Source organism: Meiothermus rufus DSM 22234, from assembly GCF_000423425.1.
Lineage (GTDB): Bacteria > Deinococcota > Deinococci > Deinococcales > Thermaceae > Meiothermus > Meiothermus rufus.
Genome location: NZ_KE384017.1, coordinates 26,633 through 47,818 on the forward strand (window position 1 = coordinate 26,633; position 21,186 = coordinate 47,818).

General features: G+C 62.5%; 19 protein-coding genes and 1 pseudogene. 8 read left to right on the forward strand and 12 right to left on the reverse strand.

The features are described from left to right. Window positions 1-65: 65 nt before the first annotated feature. Together rho and G552_RS0114330 are read left to right on the forward strand one after the other, a co-directional pair. Entirely contained in the window at window positions 66-1,346 is a 1,281-nt protein-coding gene (gene rho / locus G552_RS0114325; RefSeq protein WP_027883608.1) for a transcription termination factor Rho, read from the forward strand. Window positions 1,347-1,464: 118 nt separating this feature from the next. Further along, window positions 1,465-2,661 carry a peptidoglycan DD-metalloendopeptidase family protein gene (locus G552_RS0114330; RefSeq protein ID WP_027883609.1) on the forward strand — a complete coding sequence of 399 codons (1,197 nt, stop codon included), beginning with the start codon at window positions 1,465-1,467 and terminating at the stop codon, window positions 2,659-2,661. Between the two features lie 29 nt (window positions 2,662-2,690). On the opposite strand, the gene G552_RS0114335 is transcribed toward G552_RS0114330, so the two are convergent. After that, on the reverse strand, window positions 2,691-3,293 hold the full coding sequence (locus G552_RS0114335) for a hypothetical protein (RefSeq protein ID WP_027883610.1): 603 nt from the start codon (window positions 3,291-3,293) through the stop codon (window positions 2,691-2,693). Between the two features lie 242 nt (window positions 3,294-3,535). Between G552_RS0114335 and G552_RS0114340 the strand changes: the two genes are divergently transcribed. Further along, a complete protein-coding gene (locus G552_RS0114340; RefSeq protein WP_027883611.1) occupies window positions 3,536-3,976 on the forward strand; it encodes a Fur family transcriptional regulator in 441 nt (146 codons plus the stop codon). Here the strand turns inward: G552_RS0114340 and G552_RS0114345 are convergent. After that, window positions 3,970-5,454, reverse strand: coding sequence for a leucyl aminopeptidase (locus G552_RS0114345; RefSeq protein ID WP_027883612.1), 1,485 nt, complete (start codon window positions 5,452-5,454; stop codon window positions 3,970-3,972). The two genes, G552_RS0114340 and G552_RS0114345, sit on opposite strands and share 7 nt — an antisense overlap. Window positions 5,455-5,625: 171 nt before the next feature. On the opposite strand from G552_RS0114345, the gene G552_RS0114350 reads away from it, so the two are divergent. Then, window positions 5,626-6,561 carry a DUF1385 domain-containing protein gene (locus G552_RS0114350; protein WP_027883613.1) on the forward strand — a complete coding sequence of 312 codons (936 nt, stop codon included), beginning with the start codon at window positions 5,626-5,628 and terminating at the stop codon, window positions 6,559-6,561. On the opposite strand, the gene G552_RS0114355 is transcribed toward G552_RS0114350, so the two are convergent. Both G552_RS0114355 and G552_RS0114360 read right to left on the reverse strand, forming a co-directional pair. Continuing rightward, entirely contained in the window at window positions 6,558-9,272 is a 2,715-nt protein-coding gene (locus G552_RS0114355) for an AAA family ATPase (protein WP_027883614.1), read from the reverse strand. The two genes, G552_RS0114350 and G552_RS0114355, sit on opposite strands and share 4 nt — an antisense overlap. 5 nt (window positions 9,273-9,277) lie before the next feature. Next, complete coding sequence (locus G552_RS0114360; RefSeq protein ID WP_027883615.1) at window positions 9,278-10,429, reverse strand: metallophosphoesterase family protein; 1,152 nt, start codon at window positions 10,427-10,429, stop codon at window positions 9,278-9,280. Window positions 10,430-10,497: 68 nt separating this feature from the next. On the opposite strand from G552_RS0114360, the gene murJ reads away from it, so the two are divergent. Further along, window positions 10,498-11,985 carry a murein biosynthesis integral membrane protein MurJ gene (gene murJ, locus G552_RS0114365; protein WP_027883616.1) on the forward strand — a complete coding sequence of 496 codons (1,488 nt, stop codon included), beginning with the start codon at window positions 10,498-10,500 and terminating at the stop codon, window positions 11,983-11,985. Here the strand turns inward: murJ and hspR are convergent. The 4 genes from hspR to scpB all read right to left on the reverse strand — a co-directional run bounded on the left by hspR (window position 11,982) and on the right by scpB (window position 14,993). Further along, a complete protein-coding gene (hspR, locus tag G552_RS0114370) occupies window positions 11,982-12,701 on the reverse strand; it encodes a heat shock protein transcriptional repressor HspR, fused homodimer type (RefSeq protein WP_027883617.1) in 720 nt (239 codons plus the stop codon). The two genes, murJ and hspR, sit on opposite strands and share 4 nt — an antisense overlap. A gap of 228 nt (window positions 12,702-12,929) precedes the next feature. Then, window positions 12,930-13,661, reverse strand: coding sequence for a WecB/TagA/CpsF family glycosyltransferase (locus G552_RS0114375; protein WP_027883618.1), 732 nt, complete (start codon window positions 13,659-13,661; stop codon window positions 12,930-12,932). 3 nt (window positions 13,662-13,664) lie between these two features. Further along, a complete protein-coding gene (locus tag G552_RS0114380; RefSeq protein ID WP_051195847.1) occupies window positions 13,665-14,396 on the reverse strand; it encodes a 2-phosphosulfolactate phosphatase in 732 nt (243 codons plus the stop codon). 63 nt (window positions 14,397-14,459) lie between these two features. Continuing rightward, window positions 14,460-14,993 carry an SMC-Scp complex subunit ScpB gene (scpB, locus tag G552_RS0114385; protein ID WP_027883620.1) on the reverse strand — a complete coding sequence of 178 codons (534 nt, stop codon included), beginning with the start codon at window positions 14,991-14,993 and terminating at the stop codon, window positions 14,460-14,462. Between the two features lie 42 nt (window positions 14,994-15,035). Between scpB and pilC the strand changes: the two genes are divergently transcribed. Further along, window positions 15,036-16,256, forward strand: a complete 1,221-nt coding sequence (gene pilC / locus G552_RS0114390) for a type IV pilus assembly protein PilC (protein ID WP_027883621.1) — start codon at window positions 15,036-15,038, stop codon at window positions 16,254-16,256. On the opposite strand, the gene G552_RS0114395 is transcribed toward pilC, so the two are convergent. Beyond that, window positions 16,231-16,689 (reverse strand): EVE domain-containing protein, encoded by a 459-nt coding sequence (locus G552_RS0114395; protein ID WP_027883622.1) that lies wholly within the window; start codon window positions 16,687-16,689, stop codon window positions 16,231-16,233. The two genes, pilC and G552_RS0114395, sit on opposite strands and share 26 nt — an antisense overlap. 288 nt (window positions 16,690-16,977) lie before the next feature. Here G552_RS0114395 and G552_RS0114400 point away from each other — a divergent pair, with 288 nt between their 5' ends. Next, window positions 16,978-18,345 (forward strand): FAD-binding oxidoreductase, encoded by a 1,368-nt coding sequence (locus tag G552_RS0114400; RefSeq protein ID WP_245575223.1) that lies wholly within the window; start codon window positions 16,978-16,980, stop codon window positions 18,343-18,345. Continuing rightward, on the forward strand, window positions 18,342-18,857 hold the full coding sequence (locus G552_RS0114405; protein WP_027883624.1) for a DUF6992 family protein: 516 nt from the start codon (window positions 18,342-18,344) through the stop codon (window positions 18,855-18,857). The genes G552_RS0114400 and G552_RS0114405 overlap by 4 nt, the downstream gene beginning before the upstream one ends. Here G552_RS0114405 and G552_RS0114410 read toward each other — a convergent pair. The 3 genes and pseudogenes from G552_RS0114410 to G552_RS15770 form a co-directional block, all read right to left on the reverse strand. Next, the gene (locus G552_RS0114410; protein ID WP_027883625.1) at window positions 18,829-19,236 is read right to left on the reverse strand and encodes a hypothetical protein; all 408 of its coding nucleotides are present in this window, start codon (window positions 19,234-19,236) and stop codon (window positions 18,829-18,831) included. The genes G552_RS0114405 and G552_RS0114410 overlap by 29 nt on opposite strands. 12 nt (window positions 19,237-19,248) lie before the next feature. Next, the gene (gene mgtE / locus G552_RS0114415; protein WP_036271081.1) at window positions 19,249-20,616 is read right to left on the reverse strand and encodes a magnesium transporter; all 1,368 of its coding nucleotides are present in this window, start codon (window positions 20,614-20,616) and stop codon (window positions 19,249-19,251) included. A gap of 175 nt (window positions 20,617-20,791) precedes the next feature. After that, window positions 20,792-21,186 (reverse strand): annotated as a pseudogene (locus G552_RS15770) (integrase core domain-containing protein); the annotation flags it as partial.

Sequence of the window (21,186 nt, forward strand, 5' to 3'; positions counted from 1 at the left end):
CTAAATCCAGTCCAGTAGACCCCAACGCAGAAGCCCAGGTGACCGTAACCCGCACCGGAAAGCGCATCCGGCGCAAGGCCGAAGAGACCAAGGTTCCCCTGAGCTACCACGAGCTTTCCAGCCGTATCCTGCCTGAGCTGCACCTTTTGGCTGCTGAGGCGGGCATCCCCAACTATAAGAAACTCTCCAAGGACGAGTTGGTGATGCAGCTGCTCTCGCGGGAAGCCAGCGAGGAGGGCCTGACCCTGGCCCAGGGCTACCTCGAGATCAGCCCGGATGGCTACGGTTTCCTGCAGGAGAGCCTCTACAGCCTCGAGTCGCGCACGGTGATTGTCTCGGCGGGCCTTATCAAGCAGTACCAGCTTCGCAGCGGCGATTTCGTGGTGGGGCGGGCTCGCCCGGCCCGAGAGAATGAGCGCTATGGCACCTTGATGAAGGTCGAGGCGGTCAACAACCTTGACCCTGAGGCAGCGGCCAAACGCCCCCGCTTCGACGATCTGATACCCCAGTTCCCCGATCGGCAGCTCATTCTGGAAACCACCCCCGATGAGCTTTCCTGCCGGGTAATCGACCTTCTGGCCCCCATTGGGCGGGGACAGCGGGGGTTGATTGTGGCCCCGCCCAAGGCGGGGAAGACCACCCTGCTCAAGAAGGTGGCTCGTGCGGTTTTGCGCAACGAGCCCGACGTGAAGGTCATTGTGCTTCTGATCGACGAACGGCCCGAGGAGGTCACCGATTTCCGCGAGTCGGTGGAGGGGGCCGAGGTGATCGCTTCAACCTTCGACGAGCCGCCGCAAAACCACATCCGGGTGGCCGAGTTCGTTCACGAGCGCAGCCGCCGGATTGTGGAAGAGGGGGGGCATGTTTTGATTCTTCTCGACTCCATTACCCGCCTGGCCCGGGCCAACAACCTGGTCACTCCCCCCACCGGGCGCACCCTTTCGGGTGGTCTGGACTCAGCCGCGCTACACTTTCCCAAGCGCTTTCTGGGAGCGGCCCGCAACATCCGGGGGGGTGGTTCGCTGACCATCCTGGCCACGGCCCTGGTCGAAACCGGTAGCCGGATGGACGACGTGATCTTTGAAGAGTTCAAGGGCACCGGGAACATGGAGCTCCACCTTTCCCGCCGCCTAGAGGAGCGCCGCATCTTCCCGGCCATCGATATCCTTAAGTCGGGTACCCGGCGCGAGGAGCTTTTGCTGGGTCAGGAAGTGTTGCAGAAGATGTGGCTTTTGCGCAAGGTACTGGCCGATATGGACCCTGCCGAGGCCATGGAAATGCTTTTGGCCAGGCTATCCCGCACCAAAACCAACAAGGAGTTCCTTGCAACTTTGGGGGGGAAGTAGGTATACTTCCTGCGGAAGTTAGGGGGAGCACCGGGTAGGGCACCTGTGCCCGTTGTTCCAGCTAGGGGTGGTGTTTTGCCATTTTCCTAGCCGTAAAAACCAGCCTCGGAGGTTGATTTTGGCCGTAAGTGAACTCTTGAGCAGCACCTTGGCGGCGGGTATTCTTGGGCTACCCCTGGGCCTGCAAGCCAACCTGCCAGGAACCGAGATCGCGGTAGACCCTCCGGTTCGCAAGGGATGGGTTCTGTACACCGTCAGGCCCGGCGACACCCTGAGCCAGATTGCCCAGCGCTACCGGGTGGATATGCGGGCCATTATGTACAGCAGTGGCCTCGAGGGGATTGCCCTGCGTCCCGGCCAGGTTTTGCGCATCCCTTTGGTCGACGAAGCCCCCAGCGAGGTGCGGCTGCCTCCGGGGGTTCAGGTCTACATCGTGCGGCGGGGCGATACCGTGGAGTCGGTGGCCCGCCGTTTCGATCTGACGGTACTGGGGCTGGTGTCTGCCAACCCGGGTCTGCCCAGCCTTGACCGGCTCGAGGTGGGTTCTGCCCTGTACATCCCTACCAAGGAGCCTGGCTTGCTGCTGCGCCTCAAGCCAGGGGAGACCATCCAAGACCTTTCCCGCCGCTTTGGTCTATCCATGCTCGAGCTGGCTCGGGCCAACGGCCTGAACTCGCCCACGGACGTAGGCCCTGGCGACTTCGTACTATTGCCGGGCATCCAGGCCCGAACCACCTACGAGCGCCTTTTGCAGATTCGTGAGGCTGAGCGCAAGGCCCGCGAGGAGGAGGCCCGCCGCTTAGCGGAGGAACGCCGCCGGCAGGAAGAGGCCCGGCGCAAGCAGGAAGAGCAGCGCCGGCTTCAGGCCCAGCAGCGGCATCGGCAACAAGTCCAGAGCCAGGCCCGTCTGCGTCCAGCCAACGCGGTGGTGGCTGCTGCCGGGTATCGCTGGCCCATGAGCAACTTCACCATCACCACCTACTATGGCCGTCGGGGGGTTTTCCAGCGTTTTCATACCGGCATCGACCTGGCTGCCCCCACTGGGACGCCCATCTACGCGGCTAGGGCTGGCCAGGTGAGCGTTGCCGGTTGGAGCCGCTTTGGCTACGGTCTACACGTCATTATCGACCACGGCGAGGGGCACGAAACCTTATATGGTCACATGTCGCGTATCGCAGTTCGCCCAGGCCAGTGGGTGGCTCGAGGGGAGCTTATCGGTTATGTAGGCTCGACGGGTTGGAGCACAGGCCCTCACCTCCACTTTGAGGTGCGCGTCGGAGGGGTGACGCGCAATCCCATGGCCTACCTGCCGTAGCGCTTTAGGGGGGAGCACGTCAATAAGCCCTAGACAAGCCTTACGGCCCTGTTCCAGCAGGAACATGCTTTCGGCAGGAAATCCCCCAAAGCCAGCTTCTTGTCACCGTGCACCAAGCGCAGATGGCCGGGGATATGCCCCACCCATACCCCCTCGGTGCTGGGAGAAAGCCAAAGCCGCTCGAGGGTGGGGTCCTTCGTGGCCTGGCCCATATCGGTAGCCTCTACCAGCAAGAGTAGCCTCCGGCGGCGCTCGGGATGGCCACCCAGGTACTGAAGGGAGACCAAGGGTTCGGGAACCCCCTCGAGCGCTGTAAAACAGATCTCACCCACAAGGTGGGCGGGATGGGTTTCCAGGCATATGGTCTTGCCAAAGGGGATGAGGCTGCCGGCGGCAAGCGCTGCCTCGTTCTCTTTGGTGTAGATTCGCATCTTCGGGGGGACGGCCAACAGCCGCAACCCGCCCCTAGAAAGGCGCAAACACAGGCCGGTGAGGGTGGGCATACCCAGCTTCTCACCCAGGTCTATGGTGCCTAGGCCCCCTAGATCGAAGCGGATAGGGTAGCCCGTGCTCGGGGTGTAGGTGGCTTTCCCCCAACAAGCGAGGCTGGCCTGACGCTGTTTTGTAACCATAAGTCTCCCGAAAAATTCGTTACAGGCACGTCTGCCCTCAGCCTTATCGCTTGAATCCCCTTTTGAGGGGGTTATCCGGGCCTGCGCTTCACTATACATACATCGGCTTTCAGGCATTCACCAGGGCTTCCAACTCGAGGTTGTGGCTGGTGGAAACAGGCCACTGAAGCTCAAAAGAATCTTAGAGCGACTTTTACTCTGAAAAAGTTTTATACTAACGATAGTTGTACAGGGGGTCTAGTATGGCCAGGATCAAGGAGCGGGAGAACTACAGATTGCGGCTAAAGGCGGTTGGTTTGCGCCATACCTTGCCCAGGGAACGCATCCTAGCCTACCTTGATCGCAAGAACGTCCACCCCACACCCGAGGAGCTTTACCAGGCCTTGAAGAAAAAGGGCTTTGCAATCGGACTCTCGACGGTTTACCTGAACCTACAGGTCTTGCGCGATGCGGGGTTGTTGTGGGAGTTCAAAGATCAAAAAGGCAACACCCGCTACGATGGCTTCACGGAACGGCACCATCACCTATTCTGCCTGCAGTGCGGCAGAATAGAAGATGTGTTGCCTAGGGACTTGCCTGAATTCGAGGCCGAGCCCGTTCGCAAAGCGATAGAGGGCAGGAACGGCTGGTTCGTGGAGGATGCCCGTTTGGAGATGCGTGGGGTCTGCCCAGCCTGTCAGTGACCGAGCAGTTCAACCAGGGTGCGCACTCCAAAGCCGGTGCCCCCGGCTGGCCCTAGGTCGTGGCTTTTCTCGCTGTAGGCCGGGCCGGCGATGTCCAGGTGTACCAGGGGTTTATCGGTAAACTCCGCCAGGAATAAGGCCGCGGTGATGGCACCTGCAGACCGGCTGCGTCCGTGGGTATTTTTTAGGTCGGCGGTGTCGGACTTGAGGGCCTCGAGGTACTCCTCTTCTAAAGGCAGCGGCCAGACTTTTTCACCCGCGCGCTCAGCGGCTTCCTGTACCTCACGGCCCCAGCGCGGCTCGTTGGTGAAGAGCCCGGCTACCTTCTCGCCCAAGGCCACCACACAGGCCCCGGTCAGGGTGGATAGCTCCACAATGGCATCGGCCCCCTGCCGATCGGCGTAGGTGATGGCATCGGCCAGGGTTAGCCGGCCTTCGGCGTCGGTGTTGAGCACCTCAATGGTTTTGCCCGAAAGGCTGGTGAGCACATCGGAGACCCGGTAGGCTGCCCCGGAGATCATGTTCTCCGCAGCGGCGATATAGGCCCGCACCTCCACTGGGGGCTGTAGCCGGGCGATGGCCTGCATGGCCCCTAAGACGGCAGCGGCCCCAGCCATGTCGCCTTTCATGGTAATTTGGCTTTCCGAGGGTTTGAGCGAGTATCCCCCGGTGTCGAAGGTCAGCCCTTTGCCCACCAAGGCGACGGTGCGCCTCGAGGCCGTCTGGGGTTTGTAGGTTAGCTGGATGAAGCGGGGCGGGTTGGCCGAACCCTGGGCCACGCCGTAGTAGGCCCCCATACCGGCCTCTTGGATCTGCTGCTCGTCCCAAACCTCCACCTCGAGGCCTAAGGCCTGGGCCATTTCGCTGGCGCGGCGGGCCAGTTCTACCGGGGTCAGGACGTTAGGGGGCTCGTTGACCAGGTCGCGGGCGTAGTGGACGGCCTGGGCCACCACCTCGGCTCGAGCCACCGCTGCCCCTGCAGCGCGGGCCAGCCACAGGCGGAGTTTTTCACTCCGCTTGCCGCTGGGGTTGCTGGTTTTGTACTTAGCCCAGCTATACCCGCCCAGCAGCGCCCCCTCGGCCAGCGCGTAGCTGGCCGCTTCCTTGCCGAATTTTTCTGCTAGGAAGGTCTCGCTGGCGGCCTCTTTAAAGCCCAGCTTAGCAACGGTTTGCACCAGCTTGGCCCCTGCTTTGCGCACGGTTTCTAGGCTGACCCCTCTTTTTTTGCCTAGCCCAAAGAGCAGGGCGAACTCTGGGCCTTCCTTCTGGCTTCTTTGTGAGGATAGCGGCACCAGCAGACTTTCCCCGAACTCGCCCTTAAAATGCAGGGCCTGCATCATGCCGGAAAGGGCTTTCCGATGCTTTTGATCGAGCTTCTGCCCAGCCTCGCTTAACTCACCTCCCCAGACCCCCACCACAACCAGGGGGGCAGGGATTTCCTCTACAAAGCGGCGCGCTGCTTTTAGTGTGATTTCCATACCGTGCGAACTATAACACAAAACGGGCTGTTGCCAATGCTTGGGCTGAGGCTGGCTTTTGTTCGGGGCCAGCAAAATCCGGATGGGCTGGGCTTGCAGTAGGGCAAAAGCGGCACTGAGGGAAAGACCTCAGGGGTGATGTGGCCCGCCCCATCGGCTATGATAGGGGAGATGAGGCTTAGCGCTCGGATTTCGCGTTTTTGGCAAAAAGTGGGTTTTTCCTCTAACCAAGCTGCCCTAGGGGGCAGTGCGGCCCTCGAGGGGGTGATGATGAAGGCACCGGAGGCCTGGGCCTTGGCGGTGCGGCTGCCCAATGGGCAGATTCACGTGGAGCGCCACGAGGAAGTGGCCCTGACCAAGAAGTATCCCTGGGCCCGGTTGCCCTTGCTGCGGGGGGTGGTGGCCTTGTGGGATGCCCTGAGCATCTCTTACAGGGCCCTTTCTCGCAGCGCTGAATTAGCCGGGGAGGAAGAGGAAAAGCTTTCTGGTCTGGCGATGTACGGCACCCTTGCGGTCTCTTTGCTTGTTGGGCTCTTCCTGTTCGTATGGCTGCCGGCCCGGCTGGCGGGTTTGTTGGTAGACGAGGAGCGCTTCCGCTTTTTGTTTTACCTGCTGGCGGCCCTGTTCGAGACTGCTATTCTGATTGGCTACCTGGTCTTCATTGGCCGGATGAAGGATATGCAGCGCTTTTTCATGTACCACGGCGCCGAGCACAAGGCCATCGCCGCTTACGAGAAGGGCCTCGAGCTCACGGTGGAGAACGTGCGTGCCCAGCCGGCCTACCATCCCCGCTGTGGTACCAGCTTCATCGCCTTTACCGCGGTGGTGGGGATTTTTATCTACAGCTTCTTTCCCCCGCTAACCCTGGCCTGGTACTGGATTTTCCCTCGCTTGCTGCTTATCCCGGTGGTGGCGGCGGTTTCCTTCGAGGTACTGCGCTACTCGGCAGCCCACCACGACCCCATCTCTCGCCTGTTCCGTTGGATAGGCTTTAAGTTCCAGATGCTCACCGTACGGGAACCTACCGACGAGATGATCGAGGTAGCCATTGCCAGCACCAAGGCGGCTTTGGCCCGGCCCCTCCAGAGGCCAGAGGTGGTGGCCTAGTCCTGCCAGCGCACCCGGCTACCGGCGGGGGATTTTTCCACCAAGAGTCGGGCTGGTAACCGCTCGGCTAAAGCCTCCACGTGGGTGACGATGCCAACCAGGCGGCCCTGTGTAGGCAGGGCTTCCAACACCCCGGCGACCTGTTCTAGGGTTTCCCCGTCGAGGGTGCCGAAACCTTCGTCGAGGAACAAAGCCCCGATCCGGCCCCGCGAGAGGTGTTCGGAAAGGGAAAGGGCCAGGGAGAGGCTGGCCATGAAGCTCTCGCCCCCCGAGAGGGTGCGCACCGGGCGGGAGGCCTGGGTCCAGCGGTCGAGCACCTTGTACTCGCCTTCCTCGAGGTGCAGGCTGTAACGCTGGTGGGAAAGGGCCTGGATCAGCGCAGAGGCCCGCTGTAGGAGGCTGGCTTGGTAGCGCTCGAGCAAAAACGCTGGGAAGCGGTCGCTCCGTAGGTCTTGGGCAAGGGTTTGCCACAGGTCGTGTTCTTTCTCCAAGGCGGCTTTCCTTTTTTCCAGTGCCCGCTGGCGCTCCAATTGCATTTGCAGGCTTTCCAGTCTGGTCTGGGCACGCCCCAGGCGTTGTTGAACCTCGCTTAGTGCTCTTTGGAGGGTGTGGAGCTGGGCTTTTTTCTCGGCAAGCTGGGCCTCGCTCACCGGCTCTTCCTGGCGGATGTTCTTGAAGCGCTCTAGCTGGGATTCGATCTCCACCCCTTCTCGCTCGTGCTGCTCCTTTCGCTGGCGCAGGGCCTGCACCTCCGAGGGATGGAGAAGGGCCTGTTTCAGGGCCTGTGGACTGGCGAACCGGGCCTCTTGCAGTAGGGTTTGTAGGGTGGCTTCTTGTCGGGTGAAAGCCTCTTCCAGAACCCGCACGCGCTCCTCTTGGCGCAGGGATAGGGCCTGGGCTTCCTTTAGCTGGGCCTCGAGTTCAGCCAGCTGCCGGGCTTGGGCCTCCAGGGTCTGGTGCTGTTGGCGCAGGTTGGCCGCGTAGGCCGCGACCGGCAAACCCCCCGTGGCCGCGCGGATGGCTTGGGCCAAGGCGGCCAGGCGGCGGTTCTGCTCTTCCCGCAAGGCTTCCACCGGGCCTAGCCCCTCTAAGCGGGCCTGGAGGGTGGCAAGCTCAGCGCGGGCCTCGGCCTCTTCTTGTCGGCGCTGGGAAAGCCGCTGATTTAGCCTAGGTAGGCTCTCTAGAAGCTGTTTGTGGCGCTCCTGTTTGGCCCTGTATTCGGCCCGCAGCTCCTCCAACGCCTGGGTTCGGGCCTTTAGGTCTGCCTCCAGCAGGGCAAGGTCGGCCAGGGCGCGGGGCGGGGGGAGCTGAACGAGGGGCTGTTCGCACAGCGGGCAGGGCTGGCCCAGGTGCAGATGGCTGCGGAACGCCTGGAGGCCCTGGCGGGCCCGTTCTTGCTCTAGGGCCGCCTCAGCCTGTTCTTTGGCAGCCTTGGCGGCGATGCCTTCCGCCTTGAGGTGCTCGAGCTCTTTTTCTAAGGCGCTGGCTTCCTCCTGGGCTTTTTGTAGCTCGGCCTGGGCTTCGTCCAGGGCCTTTTGCGCCCGCCGGTGCCACTCCTGTTGCCGGCTGAGTTCGGCTATTTGGCGCTCCGCGTTGTGCAGAAGCTCGAGGCGCTCTTCGTCAAAGGGCAAAGGAGAAGGGTGCTCTAGGTTCAGGTGGCCCCCGTAGCGCTTGAGCCAAGCTTCCTGGCTTTGCAGCAGGGGAAGCTGGTTCAGGCGCTCTTTGAGTTCTTCCAGCCGGCCAGGGTCGAAGCCCCGGCCTAGGGTGTGGTACCGGGCCTCTAGCGCCCCCAGCTTTTCCTTTTCCCCCTCGAGCTGAGCATGCGCTTGCTCTAGCTCGCTTTGGCTTTTCTCAAGAGCCTCCCAGTGCGGCCAGATACGCTCGGCCCGATCATGTCGCTCCAGCCGCGCGGCGACCTCCTGCATGTGGGGCCGTTCTTTTTCCCACTGCTCCCGGCGACGGCGCAGCCTGGCCAGCTCGAGGTGCTGCTGGTATCTTTCCTCCAGGGCGCGTAGCTCCTTTTCTTCTTGCTGACGGCGGCGCTCCAGTACGCCTGCCTCTTGCGCTAGCTTTTTTAGCTCCTCTTCCAGCGCGGCCACCCGGTCTTCCCGGGCCTCGGCCAGGGCAGAGAGTTCCCCCTCCAGGCGCTGTATTTCCTCTTTCAGGCTTTTCTGGTGGGTGGATGCCCGTTCCTGCATGGCCTGCAGGGACTCCAGACCGTAAAGCTTGATCAAGGTCTCGCGCCGCTCCTTAGGCGAACCGCGCAGAAACAGGTCGAACTGCCCCTGCGGCAGCAGGATAGCCCGGGTAAAGGTCTCGTAGTCCATGCCCAGGATTTCCGCCAGTTTGCCGTCTAGCTCCCGTGCTTTTTCCGAGGACGGGTGGGTTTTCCACTGGCCCTGTCTGAGGTATTCCAGCCGGTTCTGGTTTTCCCGGCCCACCACCCGTACCACCCGCCAGCTCTCTTCTCCCAGGGCAAAGGTGAGTTCGACCTTGGCCGACTCGGCGGCAGGGTGCTTGAGTTCCCTAAAGTCCCTCGAGCCCAGGCGGGGGGTGGCTTTGTAGAGGGCAAAGGTGATGGCGTCGAGCAGGGTGCTCTTGCCAGCTCCGGTCTGGCCGGTGATGGCGAAGAGTTCGATATCGTCGAAGCTAATTTCCTGGGGCTGGATATAGGCCCCAAAACCTTCGATGCGCAGTTTGAGCGGTCTCATAGGTTCTAGGCTTCAGCGGCGTGGGCTTCGGCGAAGACCTTGCGGAAAGCGTCCAGCAGCTCAGGGCTGGCGGCCTGTCCGGTGCTCTTTCGGTACTGGGCGTAGGCCTCTATCCAGTCCAGGTTTTCCGGCGGGGCTGGGGGCTGGTTCGAGTTGGGGTCTGGGGGGCTAGTCTCTACCTCTACCTCGAGCAGGCCAGGCAGCTCCTTGAATAGCCGCTCGCGCAAGCCGGGGCTAGGGGAGCCCTCGAAGATTATCTTGCTGTAACCAGCGAAGGTGCGCACCTCTTCCAGGCGACGGTCCAGCGAATCGCTATTCAGGCGGAAGGTTTTGAGGGGCCGGCCCCAGCGCTCGTTGACCGGGTGCACCTGGGGGGGCAGGCCAGGCTCGAGCTCCACAATCAGGGCCCCACGGGGGGTTTCTTCCCCCTCGCCGAAGTCGAGTTGGATGAGCGAGCCCGCGTACCAGGCTACTGGAGCCTCGGCCACCGGCTGCTGGCGGTGTAGATGGCCCAGAGCCACATAGCTTAGGCGCTGGGGCAGATCGGTGGGTTGCAGCGCATAGCTGTTGGTGGTGTGAAAGGTAAACTCCCCTCCTCCCAGCCGACCTCCGGCCACGGTCAAGTGGGCTACCAGCAGGTTCAGGTCGGAGCTTAGGCCCTGGGCTAGGTTTTGTAGGATTTTCTGCATTCCCAGGCCGTACTGGGCCTTCCACTGGGCTGCATCACCTTCCAAGAGGTGCAGGGCCTTGACCAACCGGCGCTCGGAAAGGAAGGGCAGCAGGGCTATCCGGGCCTGCTGGAAGGGTACCACCCCCCCCTCCTCGGCGAAGCGCACCTGACCCAAAACCTTGGCCCCGGTCAGGGAGAGCAGCGGGGCTAAGGCCTCGAGGCGCTCGCGGCTGTCGTGGTTGCCGGCAATGACCATGGCCGGAACCTTTTGCTCGAATAGACCTAGGAAAAACTCGTAGGCCAGAGCCTCAGCCTCGGCGGAGACCACGCTGCGGTCGAAGAGGTCTCCGGCTACCAGCACCAAATCGATCCGCTCGGAACGAACCAGCTCCAAAAGGCGCTTTAGGGCCTGCCCTACCTCGGCGGTGCGCTCCTGCCCCTTGAGTACCTTTCCCAGGTGCCAGTCTGCTGTGTGCAGAATCCGCATGGGCAGATTCTACCCCAAGAAGGTTGGCCCGTTGGGCCAGGCCAGGTATAGTCTGGGGGGCGTTTTTTATGTCGCGCATACGGCGAAACACCCTCTTGGTCATGGCGGGTACCCTTTCCAGCCGCCTGTTGGGACAGGTGCGCCAGACCGTCCTAACCAATCTGCCCCTTCCCGACGTCACCAAGGATGCCTTCTGGATGGCCTACCGCATTCCCAATTTGTTGCGCGAGCTTCTGGCCGAGGGAGCCATCCAGAACGCCCTTATACCGGTGTTGACCAACCTCCCCCCGGCAGAGGCGCGGGTGTTTGCCCGCCGCTTTGGGGCTTTTCTGCTGGGGATTAACCTGCTCATTTTGGGCCTTGGCCTGCTGTTCGCCCCGGCCATCGCCCAGGCCTTGCTCTGGCTGGCTGAGCTGGCCCGGGGCCAGGCCAGCCCCTTGCGCGATCCGCTGGTCTTCGAGCAGCTGGTTTTGCTGATCCGGCTGGTTATGCCCTTTTTGCTCTCCATCTCCATGGCGGTGTTGTTTTCTTCCATGCTTCAATCGCGGGAGCGTTTCGGCATAACCAGCTTCAGCCCGGTAGCCTTCAACCTGGCTTCCATTGGCCTGATGCTGCTTTTCCCCAGCAGCGTGGTGGCCCTGGGGCTTTCGGTAGCTTTGGGGGGGGCGTTGCAGGCTTTGGTCCAGCTTCCGGCATTGCGGGGGTATGGCCTCGAGTTCCGCTGGCATCCCGCTTTCCGCCAGGCTCTAGGGCGGATTGGCCCTTTTGCCTTCACCACCTCGGTGCGACAGTTTTTGAACCTGGTGCTCTTGAGCATCCTGGCGGCCTACCCTTCGGCAGCAGTGACCGGATTCCAGAATGGCGAGCTCATCTTCACCACTGCGTTGGGCTTGCTGGCGGTTTCGCCAGCCATGGCGGCTTTTCCCCGCCTTTCGGCCCTAGCCCAGGACGACCGAGCCGCCGCCCGGGCGCTGTTGGGGCGTCTTTTGCACCGGTTGGCGCTGCCGCTGGCCTTTGTGGCTGCCATGATGGTGGCGCTGGCGCCTTGGGTGGTGGGCCTGCTTTATGCCCTTACCACCAACTTCTCCGAGGCCAATCGTGCTTTTACCACCCAGACCCTGATGGCGCTGGGCCTGGCCCTTCTGCCCTGGGGTCTAAACCAGCTCATGCTGCGCGGGTTCTATGCGGTAGGCCAGGTGGGTTCAGCGGTTCAGGTGACGGTAGGGGTGGCCCTGCTTAACACCCTGGGCTACTGGCTTTTGCGCGACCAGGGCTTGTTCGCCTTAAACCTGGCCACTGCCGTAGCGGGCTGGGTGGGCCTAGCCGCCTATGCCAGGCGCTTGCAACGCCTGGCTATGCTCGAGCCCACCCAGCTATGGCCCGTGCTGGTCAAGGTGCTGCTGGCCGCCTTGCCGGCGGGCTGGGTAGCCCACCAGGTGGCCCAGCACTTTGGCTTTCCCACCTTCTTTCTGCAAAACCTGCTGCCGTTGGCCGCCGGAGGTTTGGTGGGGCTGGGTGTATTTGTGGGGATCGCCTACCTTTTGAAACTGCGCTAGCTGGCCGATGGCTTGGGGGCAGATTGTTCTTTGGCTGGTTTCAACTCGCGCAACAAGGCCAGGCGCAAGCGGGCAATCTCGGCCTCGAGGCGGTTTTGCTGGATGTCCAGCTCGTCGCGCAGCCGGATGATTTCCTCCACCCCGGCCAGGTTGACCCCCAGCTCCTGGGTCAGGCGGCGGATTTCTCTGAGTTTCTCCACATCCCGCTCGGAGTACAGCCGGGTCTTGCCCGAGGTGCGGCTGGGGGTTACCAGACCCTCGCGCTCGTATAGGCGCAGGGTTTGGGGGTGCATGCCCACCAGTTCGGCAGCCACCGAGATGATGTAGACGGGCCGGTCTTTCTCGTCGAGCTTTGGGCTAGGCCGCTGACCTGGGGCGGGCAGGGCCGGGGGTGTTTTGAGGGCCTCCAGCTTCTCGCCCAACTCGGCCTTCAGCCGCTCCACTTCTTCGCGGAAGCGCTGCTCGAGGGCCCACAGCTCATCACGCAGCCGCATGATTTCCTCCACCCCGGCCAGGTTGACCCCCAGCTCCTGGGTCAGGCGGCGGATTTCCCGCAGTTTTTCCACATCCCGCTCGGAGTACAGCCGGGTCTTGCCCCCCGAGCGCTTGGGTCGGATCAGCCCCTTGCGCTCATACAGGCGTAGGGTCTGGGGGTGCATGTCTACCAGTTCGGCAGCCACCGAGATGATGTAGACGGGACGGTCTTTTTTGTCCATAAACGAAGCGGGCTAAACGCCCTTGATAAAAACATTATACGAAAACCTCCAAAATAAATGTAAAGGGCGTTGTCCGTAGGTTTGTTGGCTGGGTAGCTTCCGAGAAAAGCTCCTCCAAACTTGTACCCTAAAGCCGACACCAACGTGTGAGGCATGGCCTTTTTAGTGACTTTGCTCGAGCCCTCACCCTAGGGTAGGGGGCATAGGGGTATCTCTGGCGTTGCGACGCTACCGGGGCTTAACCTGCGGGGTGGCCGAGAGCACCAGCCGTACAAAACGGATAAGCCGGGGAAAGCGGCCCCAGCGCCTGCGGTCGGTGGCTATGCGCACCAACCACTCTATTTTTAGCCGCTGGGCCCAGCCGGGGGCCCGCTGAACCTCTCCGGCCAGTACGTCGAGCATACCCCCTACACCGATGGCGACCCGGGCCCCAAGCCGGGCCTTGTTGCGGTGGATGAAGGTATCCTGCCGCTCACCCATACCCACCACCAATAGGTCGGGTTGGGCTTGCCGAATGGCCTGAACCACGGCTTCTTCGTCCTTGAAGTACCCATCCTGTACACCGCAGACCTGGACGCCCCAGCGGGCCTGGGCGGCCTCGGCAGCCCGCTGGGCTACCCCCGGGGCGGCCCCCAGAAAATAGACCCTGAGCCGGGGGCCCATACGGGCAAAAATCGCTGGTAAGATCTCTGCGCCGGGTACCCGGTCGGCCAGGCGGAAGCCGGTCAGCCGCCGCACAGCCCAGACAATGCCCACCCCATCCGCGGTAACCAGCTCGCTTTCCCACAGGGCCTGGCGCAGAGCAGGGTCGCTTTGCGCCCGTACTACCGCCTCGGGGTTGGTGGTGATGATCTGCTGGCAGTGGGCCTGGGGTTGGGCGATTTTCGCCTCGATCCAGTCCAGGGTCTGTTCCAGGCTCACCAGGTCTACCGGGGTTCCCAGAATAGCCACGCGCTGCATAGCCTATCCTGCCTGGAAACAAAAGCCGTATCGGTCCTTGGAAAGACCGTAGCGTTGGGCCTCGAGCACCCGCACCTGACAGAGGCGGGGCACCTTGTCTTCCACGCTGACCAGGCTGCCCAGGGCTAGCTCTTCGCTCTGGCCGGCTTTGAGCAACCGTTGGCCTAGCTCAGACTGCACTAGGGATTCCTGAGGGTCGGGGAAGGATTTAAGTAAGCTGATGGCCAAGCGTGCCCCTTCTTGTAGGGCATTAGGTTGCTCTAGGGATTGGTGCAGCCGTTTGGCAATGAAACCCGCGGCCACGGTGTTGGCTAAGCTGGGCTCGAGGGCTTGGGCTGCCGCCACCACGGTGGTTATCTGCTTAGCCAGGGCGTACTGGACAGCATGCCGGGCATTGCGGAAGTAGGCCAGGGCGCTTCCCACCGGCATCTGTTCCAATGAAGCGGCCAGGTCGCGCGACAAGAGTACACAGGTTTGGCCCTCGAGGCGGAGCCTGCCCAGGGTTTGCAGCGAGAGGCCCTGGTGGAAGCCCTCGGGGGGAAGCCCCTCTTCTTCCCCTAATAGAAGGCCCCCTTCCTCAGCCAGGATGCGGGCTGCCCGCACGCTTTTAGCCACCCAGACCGCCCGGGCCCCACCTGCCAACAGCAGGCCCACCGCACTGCCGTAAAACACGTCTGCCAAAAGCACGGGCTGAGGGTAAGGAGGGTTGGGAACCAAATCGACCCGGAGTGTCACGTGGGGCTAGCCTCCATAAAATTCCTGCGGCATTATAAGCCACATTGGTGGGTTGAAGCCGCACTAGCTGCGCAGCAGCAGCACCGGGCCCTCGCCCAGTGGGGGAAGGTCGGCCAGGCTTTCCAGGCCAAACAGCTCCAAAAAGCGCTCGGTGGTTCCGTACAGCTTGGGCCGTCCAATAGCCTCTTTTTCCCCTACCACCTGTACCAGTTGGCGCTCTAGTAGGCTTTCCAGCACCCCCTCCACACTTTTGCCCCGTAGGGCTTCCAGCTCGGCCCGGGTGAGGGGTTGCTGATAGGCGATGAGGGCCAGCACCTCGAGGGCAGCCTTGGATAGGCGCGGTGGGGTAGGGCGCAAGACCTGCTCCACTGCGGCAAGGTGCGAAGGATGAACCACCAGCCGCCAGCCCCCGGCCACCCGCTCGAGCTGTACACCGGTCTTGCCCTCGCGAAGCTCGTGCTCGAGGGCCACGATGGCCCTGAGCAGGGCTTCCTCTGGGCCCAGGGGTGCGAGCTCGCGTAGGGATAAGGGCCGGCCTGCGGCGAAGAAAACCGCAAGAATCTGGGCTTTTAGGGTTGGGGTATCCGGTGTGCTCATGTCACCTACGCCTAACCTTCCCGTGGCTATACTAGGGGCAGTATGCCAACCTATCAATATAAGGCCAGGGATAAGCAGGGGCGGCTGATAAACGCGGTGATTGAGGCCGACGATATCCGCACAGCCGCCCGCGCGCTGCGGGAAAAGGGCCTGTTCATCGCCGAGATTAAGGAACCGGGGCGGGGCCTGCAGGCCGAGATCAAGCTACCGGGTCTGGAGCCTAAGCCGGGGTTGAAAGACCTCGCCATCTTCAGCCGCCAGCTGGCCACCATGCTCAACGCGGGCCTTCCCATTGTGCAGGCCCTGGCTATTTTGGAGAGGCAAACCGAGAAAAAGAAGTTCCAGGAGATTCTCAAGCAGATTCGTACCGAGGTGGAGGGAGGGGCTAACTTCAGTGAAGCCCTGAGCAAGCACAAATTGTTCAGCCGGCTCTACATCAACCTAGTGCGGGCCGGTGAGACCTCGGGTACCCTGGACGCCATTCTGGATCGCTTGGCCACCTTTTTGGAAAACGAGCTGGCCCTTCTGGGCAAGATTCGCTCGGCCCTGACCTACCCGGCCATTGTGTTTGTGTTTGCGGTGGGGGTGACCTACTTCCTCTTGACCAGCATAGTGCCGCAGTTTGCCCAGATTCTGACTGGCCTAGGCTCCGAACTACCCCTTTTGACCCGCGCCCTGATGGCCATCTCCGATTTTCTGCGCCAGGGTACCCTCTTCATCCTTTTGATAGCGGTAGGGCTTTACTTTGCCTACCGCTCCTATTACCGCACCGATAAGGGGCGGCACCAGATCGATCAGATCAAGCTCAAGCTGCCGGTGTTCGGCAACCTGATGAAAAAAAGCGCCCTGGCTCGCTTTTCCCGCACCTTTGGCCTTCTGATTTCCAGCGGGGTGAACATCGTCGAAGCCCTGGACATTACCAAAGGAACCGCCGGGAACGCCATTGTAGAGGACATCCTCGAGCAGACCAAGATCGCCATCCAGGCCGGTGAGCCGCTCTACACCACCATCCAGGCCAATCCCCAGGTCTTTCCGCCTATGGTCAGCTCCATGATGGCCATTGGCGAGGAGACCGGGGCTTTGGATACCATGCTGATCAAGATAGCCGACTTCTATGAGCGTGAGGTGGATGAGGCCGTGAGCGCCCTCACTGCGGCCATCGAGCCTCTGATGATTATCTTCCTGGGCTTTATCGTGGGCGTGATTGTGGCCGGGATGTTCCTGCCGCTGTTCAAGATCATCGGAACCCTGTCAGCGCAATAATCGCCTGGGCCACCTCGAGGTCCACCGGCATCACCGAAAGGCGGTTGCCCCGGCGCAGCAGGGGAAGCTGGTCGGGGCTAAATTGCTGCCGCAGGGCCTCTAGGGTTAGCATGCTGGGGAATTTCGCCGCAAAGCCTACCCGCACCGTCCACCAGCGGGGCTGCTCCGGCTTACTTTTGGGGTCGAAGTAAGGGGAGTGGGGGTCGAACTGGGTAGGGTCGGGGCAGGGGGCCTCGAGCACCCGGCAAAGCCCCACGATGCCCGGAGGTTGGGTGCTGGAATGGTAGAAAAAGGCCAGGTCGCCTACCTGCATGGCCCGTAGGTAGTTGCGCGCCTGGTAGTTGCGCACCCCATCCCAGAGGGTGCTTTGCTGTTGGGCGAGGTCGTCGATGCTGTAGACCTGGGGTTCAGACTTGAGTAGCCAGTAGCGCATACCCCTGCTAGTGTGACGACTCCCCAGACTAAAGTCCAGGGCTTCTCGGGCATCGTAGCCTCGCTACGCCCGAAGGCTCCGTCCGAGCCCACAAAACCTTGACTCCGTATCGGGGGGCGATGACCATGCTCAAGCTCCCCCACGGGTTTGCGTTCTTGGCTAAAAGCCTTCCACAAAAGGGCATGGCTGGTTTGCTAAGCTGGTGGGGTGATCCTCAACCTTGGTAGAAAGCCGGTCAAACCCACGCTTCGCCGAGAATGGGCCCAGCCTGCCCGCACCGCCCAGGAGTTGTTGGAGCGCCTAGGGCCCGAGAAGGTGCTGCTCGAGCGGGCCCAGCGGCGCAACTATGCCTACGATGGCATCGCGCTGGGGGTGACCCCGGCGCTGGTGATCCTGCCTACCTCCACCGCCGATGTGGTGGAGGTGGTGCGCTTTGCCCACCAGGTGGGGCTGCCCATCGTGCCCCGAGGGGCAGCCAGCGGGTTGTCGGGCGGTGCGGTGCCGCTGGAGGAGTCCATCGTGGTGTCTTTTACCCGCATGACCGCTCTGTCCATCGACCCTCAGGCCCGCATCGCCACGGCCCAGCCTGGGGTGGTGACCTACCGCGTTAGCGAAGCCGCCCGGCCCTATGGGCTGTTCTACCCGCCCGACCCGGCCTCCTTTCGCACCAGCACCATCGGGGGCAACCTGGCCGAGAACGCCGGAGGGCCCATGTGCTTCAAGTGGGGGGTCAGCGGCGATTATGTGCTGGGCCTCGAGTTTGTGGACGCTTCCGGCCAGGTGCACCGCCTGGAGCGCCAGGCCTACGACCTGGTGGGGCTCTTGGTGGGCTCTGAGGGCACTTTGGGCCTGATGACCGAGGCTAAGTTGCGCCTCGAGCCTCTACCGCGCTATACCCATACCCTGATGGCTACCTTTGCCGAGGTAGGCCAGGCGGCGGAGGCGGTCTCCCAGGCCATTGCGGCAGGGGCGGTGCCCAGCAAGCTGGAGTTTATGGACAACGGCTGCATCTGTGCTGTGGAAGACTACCTACGGCTGGGCCTGCCGCGCCAGGCAGCGGCTTTGCTGCTGGTGGATACCGACGGCGACGATCCGCAGGTGGTGGCGGAAGAACTGGCCTGGGTGGCCGAGGCCTGCCGGCAACACGGGGGCCAGGTGCGCCTGGCCCACGATGCTGCCGAGCGGGAGGCCTTATGGAAGGCCCGGCGCTCCATCTCGCCGGCTATTGGGGCCATCAAACCCAAGCGCTTGAACGAGGATATCGCGGTACCCCGCTCGAGCCTGCCCGCGGTGGTGCGGGCCATCGAGGCCCTGGGGCGGCAGTATGGCCTGCAGGTGGTGCAGTTCGGGCATATAGGGGATGGCAACCTGCACCCCAACGTGCTCTTCGACCCTCGGCAGGACCCGGAGGAAAAGGTTTGGGAACTGCTGCACGAGATTGCCCGGGTGGCCCTTAGGCATGGCGGGGTGCTCTCTGGCGAGCATGGGATCGGCTTTATGAAGCGCGATTTCATGCCGGAGGCGGTGGATCCCACCACCCTCGAGGCCCTCTACCACCTCAAGGCCGCCTTCGACCCGGCCAACCGCCTGAACCCCGGAAAAGTGTTGCCCCAGACCTACTCCCCTCTCCCTGAAAGCGCCAAGCTAAGCCCATGAGCCGAAGCTTTGCTGTGGCGTTGCTGGTTTGCTTAGGGCTGGGGTTGGCCCAGGCCCCGTTTTCCCTTGGGGTGGCCAACACCGAGGCCCCTTCCCCTCGGCCTACCTGGGAAGGGCTGCTCTTTGGCCCAGCACCCGAAGGCTACCGCGGCCTGGCCACCTCCGCCCGGCTGCTGGCCTGGAGTGTTCCTTGGGCCTTGGTGGGCTCGAGCCTAGGGCTTTTGAGCGAGAACCCCGCTCAGCGCTCCTTCTGGCTGACCCACGCCATCTGGGCTTCGGTCAATAGCGGCATCGCCTTGGTGGGCCTGCTGGGCCCCGAGCCAGAGAAGGCTTATCTGCGTGACCTGCTCTACCTCAACGCCGGGTTAGACCTGCTCTACATCGCCGGAGGGATTTACCTAGCCCTGCGGCCCGAGGCTCGCAGCCAGGGGGCGGGATGGGCCATTGTTTTGCAGGGAACCTGGTTGTTGCTCTTCGACCTCTTCAATGCCCTGGCCTTGGAGGGGGGCTAGGTAGGCGGCGGATGAGGGCCAGGGCTTGCGCCTGGTCTAGCAAGCGTACCTCCCGCCCGGCAAACCAGGCCCAAAGCCCCGCCCAGTCCAGCTGCTCCAGACCGCCGGGGGGGCCTAGAATCGCCTTGTGGTCGCCATCCGCCAGATAGAGCAGCCCCAGCACCTGGCCCACCCGCCGCTGGCCCACGGCGATGGGCTCGAGGCTAGCCCAGATGGCGTCCAGGTAGTCCTGGTCGGCAGGGTTGAAATACGCGGGCACCAGGCCGTAGTTGACCGGGGCGGCCTGGGCAGGGGGTGGGTGGGGCTGCAGCCGCTCGCCATCCCACCGGAAGCGCTCGAGGCTTCCCAGGCTCCACTCCACAATCATTTCCAGTTCCATGCTTCTCATCCTTCAGATACCCAGCCCCAGCAGCCAACGGGCGACGCTCAGATAGATCATTAGGCCGGTAATGTCGGTGATGGTGGCGATCAGGGGGTTGGAGATCAGGGCCGGGTCGAGCCGTAGCCTGCGCAGCAGAATGGGCAGCATGGCCCCGGCGATGTTGGCGATCAGCACCACCAGTCCCAGGGAAAGCCCCACCACCGCCAGAAGCTGGGCCTCCCCATCCAGCAAAACCTTGATGCTGAGAAGCGCGGCCAGGGTTAGGCCCAGCAGAAAGCCCACCCCCAGCTCCTTGCGCAGCACCCGCCACCAGTCGCGTAGCTCCACGTCGCGGGTGGCTAAGGCCCGTACGATCAGGGTGCTGGACTGGTTGCCGGTGTTCCCTCCGGTACCCACCAACACCGGTACATAAAAGGCCAGCGCGGTTACCGCAGCCAGCACCGATTCGAAGCCTTGCAGAATGCTGCTGGTGATGCTGCCAGTGATAACCAGGATCACCAGCCAGCGCACCCGGGCGCTCCACAGCTCCCACACGCTGGACTGGCTGTAGACCAGCTCGGGTGATTCCACCGCGCCCAGGCGGTAAATGTCCTCGGTGGCCTCCTCCTCGATGATGTCTACCACGTCGTCGATGGTAACGATGCCCACCAGCTTTTTCTCTTCGTCCACTACGGGCAACACGGTGAAGTTGTAGTCGGCCATTAGGCGGGCTACTTCTTCCTGGTCGGTATCGTCCCGCACGTAGATGACGTCGGGGTTCATGATCTCGGCCACCTTGGTCTTGGGGTCGGCCACGATCAGGTCCCGTAGGGTGAGTACCCCTTGCAGGTGCTCCTCGGCGTCCACTACGTAAATTACGTAAATCTGCTCGGCGTCGGGGGCTTCGCGGCGCAGGAAGCGGAAGACCTCTTCTACCCGCATATCGTCGCGCACCGCGATGTACTCCGGGGTCATAATGCCCCCAGCCTGGTCCTCAGCGTACTCGGTGAGTTCTTCCACCTCGGCCCGGGTCTCGGGGTCAAGCTGGCGCAACAGAGCCTGGGCCGCCTCGGGACTGTTTTCCTCCTCCACGGCGTTAATGGTGTCGGCTAGGTCGTCGAGGGAGAGTTCCTCCAGAATCTCCTTCACCCGCCAGGGGGGCAAAGCCTCTAGCAGTTCGGCCTGCTCGGCTTCCTCGAGGTGGCTGAAGACCTCAGCCGCATCGGGCGGGGAGAGCAAGGTAAGCACCACCCGCCGGTGCTCGGCGGATAGCTTGGGCCAGTGCTCCAGAATCTGGGCGGGGTAGAGTTCCTCCAGCGCAGTCTTGACCCTGAAGGCATCGTTTTCCGCTAGGGCGGCCTCGAGGGCTTTTATTTCCCGGTTTTCAGTCTGGTACATGTGCGGCCTCCTTCGGTTTTCGGCCTGAGCCGAATCTTGGAAGGAAGCTCCGCAGGCTACACGGTTTGTCGAGGATTAGCCGGTGTAGGAGAACACCGGGCCAAACCTTCGACTAGAACTGTGATCTTCCACGGTGCCTCCTATCGGCCTTCTTGCCTTGACTAAACCCGATTGTCTAGCCCTGCAATACGGCCTGCACCAGCCTAGCACTCCCAGCACTTCTGGGCAAGCAAATGTAATCGGTCAACACATGTGAGACTGGGGAACCGACTCCTCCTGCATCTTAGCTAAATACTCCAAGGGAGCAAGACCCCCCAGGGCCATGTGAGGCCTTCGGCGGTTGTAGTGGTCCAGGTAGGCATCCAGCTCTGCCTGTAGCTCGCTGAGCCGGGGGGGCAGAGGCCGGGTATAGAGCTCCTCCCTAAAGGTCCGTTGCACCCGCTCCACGTGACCATTGAGTTTAGGACTCCTCGGCGGCAGCACAAACAAGGCAATCCCCAGAGCACAGCAGGCCTCCTCAAACTCGGCCATGAACTCGCTGCCCCCATCCACCTGGATGGCCCGGATGGG